The organism is Streptomyces sp. NPDC056503, from assembly GCF_042794995.1.
Classification (GTDB): domain Bacteria; phylum Actinomycetota; class Actinomycetes; order Streptomycetales; family Streptomycetaceae; genus Streptomyces.
On the sequence record NZ_JBHTST010000183.1, the window covers coordinates 613 to 14262 of the forward strand.

Below are 13650 nucleotides of genomic sequence, written 5' to 3' on the forward strand. Positions count from 1 at the left end.
CAGGTCGTCCCACATGAACCAGAAGCGGTCCTGGCCGGGGGTGCCGAACAGGTACAGGATCAGGTCCTGGTCCAGCGTGATGCGGCCGAAGTCCATGGCGACAGTCGTCGTCGTCTTGTCGCCGGTGTGCGTGAGGTCGTCGATGCCCGCGGACGCGGACGTCATGACGGCCTCGGTACGCAGCGGGTTGATCTCCGAGACGGCGCCGACGAACGTGGTCTTGCCCACGCCGAAGCCACCCGCCACCACGATCTTCGCGCTGGTGGTTGAACGGGCCGCGCCGCCGCTAGAGCTTGCGAAGTCCACTGAGCACCCTTTCGAGCAGTGTCACGTCTGGCTGACCGCCGGCGGCCTCGTCGCCGCCGGGCTGGTGAATGGCGACAAGTCCGGCCTCGGCCAGGTCGGCGACGAGGATTCGGGCGACGCCGAGGGGAATGGAGAGGAGGGCCGAGATCTCCGCGACCGACTTGATCTCGAAGCACAGCCGGCAGATCCGCTGGTGCTCGGGCAACTGCCCCTGCAGCCGGGACGGGTCGGCCGTGGTGCTGACCAGCGCCTCGATGGCGAGCTGGTAGCGCGGCCGGGTCCGGCCGCCGGTCATCGCGTACGGGCGCACGAGCGGGTTGTGCCCGCCGCCGGCGCCCGCGCTGCTCGCGGCACGCGGTGCCACCGGCTGCGCCTGCGGCTGGCCGTAGGACTGGGGGACACCCTGTCTGCTGGGTGCGGAAGGGAAGTTGTACCGGTTCTGCGCGGTGTCGCCCAACGGCGCCTGATGCGCGTCGAATCCGTTGTAGGGGTTCGCCCCCGGGGGTGTTCCCACGTCTCCTCCTCCGACTGCCTCGCGGTCCATGTCCCTTGGAGCCGCGTCACCGCACCCTAACGGTGCGGTGACGAGATACGCACTGTGTGTCTGTTAGTTGAGAAGACTTCCCTGGAGCTCGGCCCGCAGGTCCGGGGTGAGGACGGAGCCCGCCCGGTCCACGAGCAGGGCCATCTCGTAGCCCACGAGACCGATGTCGGACTCCGGGTGGGCGAGGACGGCCAGCGAGGAACCGTCCGAGACCGACATGATGAAGAGGAAGCCGCGCTCCATCTCCACCACGGTCTGGTTGACCGCGCCGCCCTCGAAGATCCGGGACGCACCCGCGGTCAGCGAGGTCAGCCCGGAGGCCACCGCCGCCAGCTGGTCGGCACGGTCCCGGGGAAACCCCTCGGACATGGCCAGCAGGAGTCCGTCGGCGGAGACCACCACCGTGTGGGACACCCCGGGGGTGTTGTCCACGAAGTTGGTGATCAACCAGTTCAGATTCTGCGCCGCCTGGCTCATCGCGCTCACACTAACGCTCCTGGTTGTAGGTACTACCCGGGCCGAGGCCCGATCCGTTCGTGTCCGATCCCGCGGTGCGTCCCTGCTGGACACCGCGGCGCAGGTTGCTCAACCTGCCCCGGACGTCCTCGGGAGCACGGGAGACCTGGGGGCCGCCCTGCGGGGTCTGCTCCGCGGTGCCCTCGACCAGGTTGGCCTTGGGGACGCGCCGGGGGAGGCCGGACGAGGTGACCCCGCCCGCCTTCGGCTCGCGGAGCTTCTTGGCCTGCTGCCAGCGCTCGTCATTGGCCGAGCGCCATTCTTCGGAGGCTTCGTTCTGGTTCTGCTCGTCCTGCCCCACCGGCTGGTCGGGCTGGGCCGGCGGTGCGGGCCGCTGCGCCTGGGACGCCTGCGGGGCGGCACCGCCGCGGCGCGGCAGACCGGCGTCGGTCAGTCCGTGGCCGGTGTCCGGAGCGGGACTGGGAGCCGGAGCCGGACGGTCGAAGCCTACGCGCTCAGAGCCCTGTTCGGGAGCGAGCTGCGAAGATTCCGATTCCGGACGGTAACCCTGGTCGAAAGCGCCCTGGTAGGAGCTCTGCTGCGGCCACTCGCCCTGGTGGGACTGGGGTTCGAACGCCTGGTCGTAGCCGGCCTGGGCCGGGTCCTGGGCGCCGTAGGACGCTTCCGCATACGTCTGCTGCGGGTACGCCTCGCCCTGCTGACCGTACCCCTCGTAGCCCTGCTGCTGGGGGTAGCCGTAGCCGTTCTGCGGCTGCTGCTCGTACCCCTGCTCCTGGCCGTACTCGGGGGCGTAGCCGGTCTGGCCCTGCTCGTAGCCCTGGGCGTACTCCTGGCCGTAGCCCTGCTCCTGGGGGTACTCGGAGCCGTACGCCTGGCCCTGCTCGGGCTCCTCGTAGTGCGCCTCGTCGCCGACGTGCACCTGGGCCTCCAGGGCCGCGCGGCGCTCCTCGCGCATCAGCGAGCGGTTGACCGGGTCCAGCTGCTGGCCCTCGGCCGGCTGCTCGTACCGCGAGTCGTCGAAGCCGAGCTCGGCCGCGGTGCGCATGGGCGCCACCTGGGGCTCGAAGCCGCCCTGCTGCTGGTGCGGGATGATCTGGGAGACCGTGAAGTCGTCCTGGACCGGCTGCTCGCCACCGCCACCGTGGGTGATCGCGTCCGGCAGCATGACGAGCGAGGTGGTGCCGGCCTGCTCGCCCGAGGGGCGGAGCTGGACGCGGATGCCGTGCCGGTCGGAGAGTCGGCCGACCACGAAGAGGCCCATGCGCTGGGAGACGGCCGCGTCCACGGTGGGCGGGTTCGCCAGCTTGTGGTTGATGTCCGCGAAGTCCTCGGCGGTGAGGCCGATGCCCTTGTCGTGGATCTCGACCATCACGCGGCCGTCGGGGAGACGGGTCGCGGTCACGCGGACCTTGGTCTGGGGGGAGGAGAACGTGGTGGCGTTCTCCAGGAGCTCGGCGAGCAGGTGCACGAGGTCGGTCACGGCCTGGCCGTGGATGTCGGCCTCCGGCACGCCGGCGATCTCGACGCGCTCGTACTGCTCCACCTCGGAGGAGGCGGCGCGGAGCACGTCGACCAGCGGGACCGGCTGGTCCCAGCGGCGGCCCGGCTCCTCGCCGGCGAGGACCAGGAGGTTCTCGCCGTTGCGGCGCATACGGGTCGCGAGGTGGTCCAGCTTGAAGAGGTTCTCCAGCTGGTCCGGGTCGGCCTCGTTGTTCTCCAGGTCGGTGATGAGGGTCAGCTGGCCCTCGATCAGCGACTGGTTGCGGCGCGAGAGGTTGGTGAAGATCGCGTTGACGTTGCCCCGGAGCATGGCCTGCTCGGCGGCGAGCCGCACGGCCTCGCGGTGGACCTGGTCGAAGGCGCGGGCGACCTCGCCGATCTCGTCCTGCGAGTCGATCGGGATGGGCTGCACCCGGGTGTCGACCCGGCCGGGCTCGGTACGGGAGAGCTGGTCGACCAGCATCGGCAGGCGCTGCTCGGCGATGCCGAAGGCGGCGGTGCGCAGCTCGCGCATCGAGCGGCTCATCTGGCGGGCCATCATCCCGGCGAGGATGAAGGCGGCGAGCAGGGCGACGACGACGATGGCGCCGGTGACCCAGGCGTCGGTCTTGGCGTCGGAGGAGATCTCGGTGGCCTCGGCCACGGCCTTGTCGACGAGGGTCTTCTCGACCTCGCTGTAGCCGTCGAACTTGGCGGTGGCGATCGCCATCCAGGTCTCGGCGTTGATCTTCTTGGCCGCGAGGGCCCTGACCGCGTCCGCGTCCTCGGCGGAGCCGATCGCGGTGGCGACGCCGGAGTAGACCGAGCCGTCCTTGCCCTTGGGCAGGGTGACGTCGGCGGCCTGCATCCTCTTCTCGCCCTCGGCGGCCTTGCCCGCCATGACCTTCTTCAGGCGCTCGACGTCCTCGGCGGTACCACCGGAGTTGTACTCGCCGAGGGCGATCTGCTCCAGGTAGTTGTACGAGTTGAAGGCGACCGACTGCTGGGCGAAGACGGCGTCCTTGGCGCTGGGCCGGACGAGCAGCTGCGTGCCGATGGAGCGCTGGAGCGAGCCGGCGGCCTGGGCCAGCTGGATCGCGTAGACGGTCCGGCCGTAGCTGGTGATGTTGCCGGTGCCCAGGCTGAGCTCGTTGGAGAACTCCATGAGGTAGTGCTGCACGCCGGTGTAGCCGAGCTGGGTGTTCACCGGGTCGAGCGCGGCCGTGTAGGCGGTCTGGCGGAGCGCCGCGAGCTTGGGCTCCTCGTTCTTGAACGCCTGCAGACGGCGCTCCAGACCCTGGCCCGAGGGCATGTTCCGGACGGCTTCGTCGAACTTGACGCGGGCCGCGTCGGTCGCCGCGTGCGCCTGGGTGACCTCCTCGGAGTCCCGGGCCTTGCCGGAGAGCAGCGGGGCGGCCGTCAGGTCGCGCTCGTTGAGGAGGGCGGTGGAGTACTCCGAGGCGGCGCGCACGATGAGCGCCGTCTTCTCGGCGTCCTGGGCCTCCTGCCAGGTGTCGATCGACCCCTTGACCTGGAAGCCGCCCATGACGAGGCCGACCAGCACGGGTATGAGGAGGATCGCGTTCAGGCGGGTGGGCACGCGCCAGTTGCGCGGGGACAGCTTGCTGGAGCTGCCCCGGGGGGCGGGCGCGGGCGCGGGCGTCACCGGCACGTCCGCGGGCGATATCGCGCCGCGCGACGGCGGGGTGAAGTTGCCCCGCGCCTCCTGCTCCGCGGAGCCATCCATGCTTCGCCTCACTCGACCAACAACCTCTCCGCGTCGGCACCTACGTCGTGCCGGTGTTTCGTTCAGGGCCGTACTACTCGGGAGTTCATGAATTGCAGCACGTGAAGGGGGTCCGTTCCAAACAGTGGGACGGGACCGCTTTCAGTGGTCCACGCCTCGCATAAAACGGGCATAAAGAACGAGCCCCGCCAAAAGGCGGGGCTCATGTGAGCGCAGCGACACTGATCGGATGCGTCGGGTGTCCGAGGCGCCCGAATTCTCTGTCGAAATGTTATGAAGCCCGGGGCGGGCCGTGTCGAAGGCCACAGATCGACTCCGGCCGCCCCGGTACGGCGGCATATGACAACTGCCCTGGCGCGGAAAGCTACTTGAGACGGGCCATGAGGGCGTGCTCGACGAGGGTGATGAGCGCGCTCTTGGCGTCCGCGCGGTGGCGGGCGTCAGTGGTGATGATCGGGGTGTCCGGGCCGATCTGAAGGGCCTCGCGGACCTCGTCCGGGGTGTACGGCTGGTGGCCCTCGAAGCCGTTGAGGGCGATGACGAAGGGGAGGCCCGAGTTCTCGAAGTAGTCGACGGCGGGGAAGCAGTCGGCGAGACGGCGGGTGTCGACGAGGACGACGGCGCCGATGGCACCGCGGACCAGGTCGTCCCACATGAACCAGAAGCGGTCCTGGCCGGGGGTGCCGAACAGGTACAGGATCAGGTCCTGGTCCAGCGTGATGCGGCCGAAGTCCATCGCCACCGTGGTGGTGGTCTTGCCGCCGGTGTGGGTCAGATCGTCGATCCCGGCGGAGGCCGCCGTCATCACGGCCTCGGTACGCAGCGGATTGATCTCCGAGACGGCACCGACGAACGTGGTCTTGCCCACGCCGAAGCCACCCGCCACCACGATCTTCGCGCTGGTGGTAGATCTGGCCGCGCCGCCGTTAGAGCTTGCGAAGTCCACTGAGCACCCTTTCGAGCAGTGTCACGTCCGGCGTGCCGCCGGCTTCTCCGTTGCCCGGCTGGTGGATGGCCACCATGCCCGCCTCGGCCAGGTCGGCCACGAGGATCCGGGCGACACCGAGCGGCATCGACAGCAGGGCGGACACCTCGGCCACCGACTTGACCTCACGGCACAGGTGGCAGATGCGCTGGTGCTCGGGGAGGAGCGTGGCGAGGTGCGCCGGGTCGGCCGTGGTGCTGACCAGTGCCTCGATGGCGAGCTGGTAGCGCGGCCGGGTCCGGCCGCCGGTCATCGCGTACGGACGGACCAGCGGCTGGTCGCCCTCATGACCGTACGGATCGTCCAGGGACGAGCCGCCGTACGGATCGTGAGTGGCGGGGGGCGGGGTCATGAATCCTCCGGGCGTGACAGCAAGACCTCTGCCGTCTGATGGGGCCGGTGGGGGGCCGGATGGGGCGGCCGGACGATGAACGGTGCCGGGGGCGGTACTGGATGGGGGGTGTACCGCCCCGTCGAGGGGACAGGTGCCGCGAGCGGGTGGGGCCGCTAGTGCAGCAGGCTGCCCTGGAGCTCCGCGCGGAGATCCGGGGTGAGCACGCTGCCGGCCCGGTCGACCAGCAGCGCCATCTCGTAGCCCACGAGGCCGATGTCGCACTCCGGGTGCGCGAGCACGGCGAGCGAGGAGCCGTCGGAGACGGACATGAGGAAGAGGAAGCCACGCTCCATCTCCACCACGGTCTGTGCCACGGGACCGCCCTCGAAGATCCGGGAGGCGCCCGCGGTCAGCGAGGTGAGCCCGGACGCGACCGCCGCCAGCTGGTCGGCACGATCGCGGGGGAATCCTTCGGACATGGCCAGCAGAAGGCCGTCGGCGGAGACCACCACCGTGTGGGACACCCCAGGGGTGTTGTCCACGAAGTTGGTGATCAACCAGTTCAGATTCTGCGCCGCCTGGCTCATCGCGCTCAACTATCGCTCCTGCTGGTGGTTCGGACCGAGGTGGAAGCTACCCGTGGTCGAGTTGCCCGCCTGACGGCCCTGCTGGATACCGCGGCGGAGGTTGGTGAGCCGGCCACGGACGTCGTCGGGTGCACGCGAGACCTGGGGGCCGGCCGTGTGGGCCTGCTCCTGGGCGGTCCCGGGTACGAGGTTGGCCTTCGGCACACGGCGCGGAAGACCGGAGGTGGTGACCCCGCCGGCGGACGGCTTGCGCGCCCGCTCGGCCTGGCGCACCAGATCATCGTTGGGCGAGGCCCGCCAGGTGGCCGGCCGTCCGCCGTCGGGAGCCTGGCCGGGGGCCGGGCTCTGCGCCGCCGGGGCGGGCTGCTGGACGACCGGGGTCTGCATGGTCCGGTCGACCTCGGGCGCCCGCTGCGGCTGGACCGGCTGCGGGGCCTGGGCCTGCTGCTGACCCTGCTCCTGCTGGAACCAGTTGGTCTCCAGCGTGTCGTACAGCGGGGTGCGCCCGTCGCCCGCGGACGGCGCCGGCGGCAGTGCCTCCGGACGGCGCGACCGGCCGAGCTGCGGCTGACGCGGCTCGGGCGCCTGCGGCGCGGCCTGCTGCGGGCCGGCCTGCGGGAAGCCGGGCTGCTGCGGGTGACCCGTCTGCGGGAAGCCAAGCTGCTGCGCGCCGAACTCGTTGCCGGTGCGCTGGCGCGGGGCCGGCGGCTGCGGGACCTGCTGCGGGGCCTGCGGGGCCTGCGGAACCTGCTGGGCCTGCGGTACGAAGGGCTGGCTGCCGTACGGCGGCTGGGCCTGGTACTGCGGAGCCTGGGGCGCCTGCGGAACCTGCGGGGCGTTGAAGTCCGGCCGCGGGAACTGGCCCGTGGAGCCGGGGCCCTGCGGGGCGAGCGGCGACTCGTAGTCCGGACGCGCGAACTGCGCGGTGGACGCCGGGTCCTGGTACTGCGGGACCTGGGGCGCCTGCGGAACCTGCGGGGCGTTGAAGTCCGGCCGCGGGAACTGGCCCGTCGAACCCGGCCCCTGCGGGGCGCCGGGCGCGGCGAACGAGCCCGTGGTCTCCGGGTCCTCGTGACCGCGCGGGGCGTCCAGCGGCGTCATGTCCTGCTGCGGGCGGCGCACCGGCTGCTGGGCCGGGTCGCTGCCCCAGCTCGTGGCCTGCGGACGCTGCGGCTGGGGGTTGCCCCCGGGCAGCTCGGCACGCGGGAAGCCGTTCGGGGCGCCCAGCGGGTCCTGCTGCTGGGGGGCCTGCTGCTGAGGAGCCTGCGGAGCCTGCTGCTGGTTCTGCGGCCGGGCGCCCCACACGTCCGTACGGGACGGGATGGCGCTGGCCGCGCCGCCGATGAGACCGGCACCCGGGCCGGGCTGCGTCGGCTGGGGGAGCTGCGGCAGCTGACCCGTCTGATCCAGCTGGGCGTTGGCCGGCTGGGGCTGCTGCGGGGCCGGGGCCTGCGGCGCGCCGTCCCGGGCGGGCAGCGCGGTGCGCGGACCGCCGGCGGGACCGACCTGGGGACGCGCGGCACCGGGGCCCGCGCCGAGCCGGCCGGCCGGGGCCGAGGGACCGCCGAGACCCGGACGTCCGGCGCCGGGGCCGCCGGCGGCCGGTCCACCGAGCGCGCCGGGACCGCCGGCCGCGCCGGGGCCGCCGGGGAGACGGCCGCCGGGGGCGTTGCCGCCCTGCGGGGCCGCGCCCTGGGAGCCGGGGCCCGCCTTGGGGGCCGGCTTGCGGCCGCCCTGGGCGACGTCGACCGGGAGCATGACGAGCGCGGTGGTGCCGCCCGAGTCGGACGGGCGCAGCTGGATGCGGATGCCGTGTCGCAGGGACAGGCGGCCGACCACGAAGAGGCCCATGCGGCGGGAGACGGAGACGTCCACGGTGGGCGGCGAGGCGAGCCGCTCGTTGATCGCCGCGAGGTCCTCGGGGGAGAGGCCGATGCCGGTGTCGTGGATCTCGACGAGCACGCGCCCGTCGGGCAGCGCGTGACCGGTGACCCGGACCTTGGTCTGCGGGGAGGAGAACGAGGTGGCGTTCTCCAGCAGCTCGGCGAGGAGGTGCACGAGGTCGTTGACGACCCGGCCGGCGACGTCCGTCGCCGGGACCGCGGCCAGTTCGATCCGCTCGTACTGCTCCACCTCGGAAGCGGCGGCGCGGAGGACGTCGACCAGCGGGACCGGGCGGGTCCAGCGGCGGCCCGGCTCCTCGCCGGCGAGGACGAGGAGGTTCTCGCCGTTCCGGCGCATACGGGTCGCGAGGTGGTCGAGCTTGAAGAGCGAGGAGAGCTGGTCCGGGTCGGCCTCGCGGGACTCCAGCTCGGAGATGAGCGAGAGCTGACGCTGGATGAGGCCCTGCGAACGGCGCGAGAGGTTGGTGAACATCGCGTTGACGTTGCCCCGGAGGAGGGCCTGCTCGGCGGCGAGGCGGACGGCCTCGCGGTGCACGTCGTCGAAGGCCGTGGCCACCTGGCCGATCTCGTCCCGGGAGTGCACACCGACGGACTCGACGGAGGTGTCGACGTCCTGCGGGTCGGACTCGGAGAGCTGCTTGACCAGCTCGGGCAGGCGTTCCTGGGCGACCTTGGTGGCGGTGTCCTGGAGCCGGCGCAGCGAGCGGATCATGGACCGGGCCACGACGAAGGCGCCGATGAGGGAGACGCCGAGGACGAGCAGGATCAGCGCACCGTTGATGATGGCCTCGCGCTGCGACTCCTGGCGCAGCTCACGGGCCATCGTCTCCATGTCGCCGAGGAGCTGGTTCTCGATGCGGCCCATGGCCGCGATCTTCGTCTCGTACTCGTCGGTGAAGTTGAGGTAGCCGCGGCGCGGGCCGCCCGGCATGGTCTCGTCGGCCTTCAGCACGCGCTCGGCGTACTTCTCGGCGTCCACGATGGTCGGGTTGCCGGAGTGCAGCGAGTCGGTGAGGTCGGTGGCGTCGCCGCCGGTCGCCTCGTAGATCGCCGTGAAGGACTTGAAGGCGTTGCTCTCGCCGTTGAGCGCGGCCTCGCCGTAGAGGCGGTCACCGGGCTGGATCCGGCCGGCGGTCTTGTCGCTGGCCGGCAGGGCGCCCGCGATGATCGCCTGCTGGATGGAGGCGTACTCCTTGGCGGACGAGAACGCGGCGAGCGCGCGGGTCCGCTTGATCATGTCGGGGTTGCTGGTCGCCTGCGCCATGTCCTGGGAGAGGCTGAGCAGCGAGCGGATGAGCCGGCTGTACGCCTCGACCGTCACCGAGTGCGAGACGCCCTTCTTGTAGGCGCTCGTCCGGATGTTGTGGAGGTCGATGACCTGCGAGGCGATCGTGTTGACGTTGGAGCGGATGCTCCGCAGCGCCTCGTCCTCCTCGCCGTTCGGGATGGCCCGGGTGGCGTCGAGGAAGGCGTCGTACTGGCGGTCGGTGCGGCGGCGCGGGTTGGAGACCTGGTAGTCGCTGACCGGACGCCCGTTGGCGAGCGGACCGGCGGACAGGTCGCGCTCGGCCTGGAGGGCCTGCGCGAGCGCGGTCGCCTCACGGGTCAGCTTGGTGAGCAGCTGCATGTGGTCGAGCTGCTGCATGTCCTGGAGCGACTCGCTGATGCGGATGCCGCCGAGGCTGGTGGCCGCGACCACGGGGAGGGTCAGCAGGGCCACGAGGCGGGTGGAGATGCGCCAGTTGCGCAGGGCTATTCGGGGGCCGGCCGGGTTCTCGGGCGCGGAGGGCGTGGTGCCCTTCTCGCCGCGTGCGGTGCCGGCCGCGCCGGACTGCTCGCCGGACTGCTTTCCGGACTGCTTTCCGGGCGCGGCGGACGGGCCGGAACGGCGTGCGGAGCCCTCGCCGGACTCGCCGTTCGGCCGCGCGGCCTTGCCCTGGATCCTGCCCTGGCCGCCCGCGCCGGGCGCCTGCTGGGTGGAGTGCGGGGCCGCGGGACCGCGGTCGGTCCCGGCACGCGGTTCCTGCTCCGACGGAGCCTCCGCACGGCCCTTGCGGGCCTGGGCAGAGCCCGCGCCATCCCTCTTGAAACGTCCCTGCACTAGCGTCGCAACCTCTGGACCAGGCGTCCTTCCGGGTGGAACCGGAGTGGACGGTGTCGGCGTCGTGGGGACGCATTGGTGCGCCCCGGGTGGTCGTCGGTGACCGGCGCAGATCCCCCTTCCCCGCCACTCGGCCGGCGCTGCGTTGCGCCCCCTGCGTTGCCGGCTTCGAACCCGCGGCGGTGCGTGGAATTCCAGCACAGTGCCGGAACTCCAACAAGGGCTGCGGTCTGTACCGCAGAGGGGATGACCAACCGTGCGCGCGAGGTCACGGGGTGTAGAAGATGATCGCGGAGGATTCGGACTTTTCCGTGCCAATGACCCGGCACCCCCGAGTGTCCCAGTCGCGATGATCAGGAGCGGAATGAAGGGTTCAGTGGCGGAATGTCCCTTTCCGTGACCTGACATACCTGTCCGCAATGCCCGGAAAATCCGCTCAGTGGTGAGCAAACTCACACGGGAATGGATGTCTTAGCCATGCATTCGAAGGGAACGCCTTGATTTAGCCTGACGCTTTACACCATTCTCGCGCCCGCACGGGCGCCCGTCCCGGACAAGGTCTGCCAGCGCGATGACTGCACCCACGCCCGCCATCACGGCCAACCCGCGCCGTTCCACCCTCGCCCACCTCGCGGACGCCGCCGCCCTCGGCCGCGGCGCCACCCCCGAGTACACGGCGGAGCTGCCCGGCGCCACGGCCAACCCGCGCCGCACCGTCCTGATGCAGGCCCCCGCGCCCTACGTCCCGGCCTACCTCGCCGAGGCCTGATCGGGCACTCCGCCCGCCCGGCACCGGCGACAACCGCCGGTCGGCCGCCCCGCGCCGCGTTAGCCTGGAGCGTCAGACTCCAGCCAGTACCAAGTGAGGGGCGACAGCACTCGTGCGCATCGCCAGATTCTCCATCGACGGCAATGTCGCCTTCGGTGCGGTCGAGGGCGAGGGGACCGTCGAGTCCGGCGGCCTCGTCCTCGACATCATCAAGGGCATCCCGTACACCGACTTCGAGCTCAGCGGCACCAAGGTCCCGCTGAGCAAGGTACGGCTCCTGCCGCCGGTGCTCCCCAACAAGATCGTGGCCATCGGCCGCAACTACGCGGAGCACGCCGGGGAACTCGGCAACGAGGTCCCCGAGGTCCCGGTCGCCTTCTTCAAGCCGACCACCTCCGTCATCGGCCCCGGCGACGCCATCGAGTACCCCTCCTTCTCCAGCGAGCTGCACCACGAGGCCGAACTGGCCGTGGTGATCGGCCGCATGTGCCGCGAGGTGCCCCGGGAGCGCGTCAAGGACGTGATCTTCGGCTACACCTGCGCCAACGACGTGACCGCCCGCGACGTCCAGAAGCGCGAGGCCCAGTGGGCCCGCGCCAAGGGCTTCGACACGAGCTGCCCGCTGGGCCCCTGGGTGGAGACCGACCTCGACCCGAGCGACCTCACCATCCAGGCCACGGTCAACGGCGAACAACGCCAGCTCGGTCGGACGAGCGACATGATCCGCTCCATCGAGGACCTGGTCGTCCACATCACCGAGGCCATGACGCTGCTCCCCGGAGACGTCATCCTCACCGGCACCCCCGCCGGGGTCGGCCCCCTCACCGTCGGCGACGAGGTCGCCGTCACCATCGAAGGCATCGGCACTCTCACCAACAGGGTGATCAAGCGTGGCTAACGCGAATATCCGCGTCCGTTTCTGTCCCTCGCCGACCGGCAACCCCCACGTGGGCCTGGTCCGCACCGCCCTCTTCAACTGGGCCTTCGCCCGGCACAACCAGGGCACCATGGTCTTCCGCATCGAGGACACCGACGCCGCCCGTGACTCCGAGGAGTCGTACGAGCAGCTCCTCGACTCGCTGAAGTGGCTCGGCCTCGACTGGGACGAGGGCCCGGAGGTCGGCGGCCCGCACGCGCCGTACCGCCAGTCGCAGCGGATGGACGTCTACAAGGACGTCGCCGAGAAGCTGCTCGCCGGCGGGTACGCGTACCACTGCTACTGCAACACCGCCGAGCTGGACGAGCGCCGCGAGGCCGCCCGCGCCGCCGGCAGGCCGTCCGGCTACGACGGCCACTGCCGCGAGCTCTCCGCCGAGCAGGTCGCGGCGTACGAGGCGGAGGGCCGCGCGCCCATCGTCCGCTTCCGGATGCCCGACGAGGCCATCACCTTCACCGACCTGGTCCGCGGCGAGCTCACCTTCACCCCGGAGAACGTGCCGGACTACGGCATCCTCCGGGCCAACGGCGCCCCGCTCTACACCCTGGTCAACCCGGTCGACGACGCCCTGATGGAGATCACCCACGTCCTGCGCGGCGAGGACCTGCTCTCCTCCACCCCCCGCCAGGTCGCGCTCTACAAGGCGCTGATCGAGCTGGGCGTCGCCAAGGAGATCCCCGCCTTCGGCCACCTGCCGTACGTGATGGGCGAGGGCAACAAGAAGCTCTCCAAGCGCGACCCGCAGGCCTCCCTCAACCTCTACCGGGAGCGCGGCTTCCTCCCCGAGGGCCTGCTGAACTACCTGTCGCTGCTCGGCTGGTCCTTCTCGGCCGACCAGGACATCTTCACCATCCCCGAGATGGTGGCGAAGTTCGACATCGCGGACGTCAACGCCAACCCGGCCCGCTTCGACCTCAAGAAGGCCGAGTCCATCAACGCGGACCACATCCGCATGCTGGACGTGAAGGCCTTCGCCGAGGCCTGCGAGCCCTGGCTCCGGGCCCCGCACGCCCCCTGGGCGCCCGAGGACTTCGACCGCACGGCCTGGGAGCGGATCGCCCCGCACGCCCAGACCCGCCTGACCGTCCTCTCCGAGATCACGGCCAACGTCGACTTCCTCTTCCTGGCCGAGCCGGTCTTCGACCAGCCCTCCTGGGACAAGGCGATGAAGGGCGAGCCCGCGGCCCTGCTGACCACCGCGCGCGAGAAGCTGGTGGACGCCGACTGGAACGACCCCGAGTCGCTCAAGAACGCGGTCCTGGCCGCCGGCGAGGCCCACGGCCTCAAGCTGGGCAAGGCCCAGGCCCCGGTCCGCGTCGCCGTCACCGGCCGCACCGTCGGCCTCCCCCTCTTCGAGTCCCTGGAGATCCTGGGCAAGGAGAGGACCCTGGCCCGTATCGACGCGGCCCTGGCGAAGCTCGCCGCGTAACCGCGCCACCCGTACGACAGCGGGGGCGGCGCCCGGAGGACCCCCTCCGGG

11 protein-coding genes are annotated in these 13650 nt (G+C 71.3%); 3 read left to right on the forward strand and 8 right to left on the reverse strand.

Features of this window, described 5'->3' with window-relative positions; all coding sequences use genetic code 11:
- The 8 genes from ACFQ8C_RS34000 to ACFQ8C_RS34035 form a co-directional block, all read right to left on the reverse strand.
- On the reverse strand, positions 1-306 hold a 306-nt coding region (locus ACFQ8C_RS34000; RefSeq protein WP_030739219.1), incomplete at its 3' end, for an ATP/GTP-binding protein.
- Positions 287-820, reverse strand: coding sequence for a DUF742 domain-containing protein (locus ACFQ8C_RS34005; RefSeq protein ID WP_383465331.1), 534 nt, complete (start codon positions 818-820; stop codon positions 287-289). The genes ACFQ8C_RS34000 and ACFQ8C_RS34005, both read right to left, overlap by 20 nt.
- A 93-nt stretch (positions 821-913) precedes the next feature.
- Positions 914-1327, reverse strand: a complete 414-nt coding sequence (locus ACFQ8C_RS34010) for a roadblock/LC7 domain-containing protein (protein WP_030496939.1) — start codon at positions 1325-1327, stop codon at positions 914-916.
- 10 nt (positions 1328-1337) lie between these two features.
- On the reverse strand, positions 1338-4565 hold the full coding sequence (locus ACFQ8C_RS34015; RefSeq protein ID WP_383465333.1) for a nitrate- and nitrite sensing domain-containing protein: 3228 nt from the start codon (positions 4563-4565) through the stop codon (positions 1338-1340).
- 352 nt (positions 4566-4917) lie between these two features.
- Positions 4918-5499: an ATP/GTP-binding protein gene (locus ACFQ8C_RS34020; RefSeq protein WP_383465335.1), complete on the reverse strand. Its 582-nt coding sequence runs from the start codon at positions 5497-5499 to the stop codon at positions 4918-4920.
- Positions 5480-5890, reverse strand: a complete 411-nt coding sequence (locus ACFQ8C_RS34025; protein ID WP_030496941.1) for a DUF742 domain-containing protein — start codon at positions 5888-5890, stop codon at positions 5480-5482. Before ACFQ8C_RS34025 ends, ACFQ8C_RS34020 begins: the two co-directional genes overlap by 20 nt.
- Positions 5891-6045: 155 nt before the next feature.
- Entirely contained in the window at positions 6046-6459 is a 414-nt protein-coding gene (locus tag ACFQ8C_RS34030) for a roadblock/LC7 domain-containing protein (protein WP_030496942.1), read from the reverse strand.
- A gap of 9 nt (positions 6460-6468) precedes the next feature.
- Positions 6469-10464, reverse strand: coding sequence for a nitrate- and nitrite sensing domain-containing protein (locus tag ACFQ8C_RS34035; protein ID WP_383465337.1), 3996 nt, complete (start codon positions 10462-10464; stop codon positions 6469-6471).
- Between the two features lie 571 nt (positions 10465-11035).
- On the opposite strand from ACFQ8C_RS34035, the gene ACFQ8C_RS34040 reads away from it, so the two are divergent.
- The 3 genes from ACFQ8C_RS34040 (at position 11036) to gltX (ending at position 13599) form a co-directional block, all read left to right on the forward strand.
- Positions 11036-11233, forward strand: coding sequence for a hypothetical protein (locus tag ACFQ8C_RS34040; RefSeq protein WP_383465339.1), 198 nt, complete (start codon positions 11036-11038; stop codon positions 11231-11233).
- A gap of 112 nt (positions 11234-11345) precedes the next feature.
- Complete coding sequence (locus ACFQ8C_RS34045) at positions 11346-12131, forward strand: fumarylacetoacetate hydrolase family protein (protein ID WP_383465341.1); 786 nt, start codon at positions 11346-11348, stop codon at positions 12129-12131.
- Complete coding sequence (gene gltX / locus ACFQ8C_RS34050) at positions 12124-13599, forward strand: glutamate--tRNA ligase (RefSeq protein ID WP_383465343.1); 1476 nt, start codon at positions 12124-12126, stop codon at positions 13597-13599. Before ACFQ8C_RS34045 ends, gltX begins: the two co-directional genes overlap by 8 nt.
- The last annotated feature ends 51 nt before the right edge of the window (positions 13600-13650 follow it).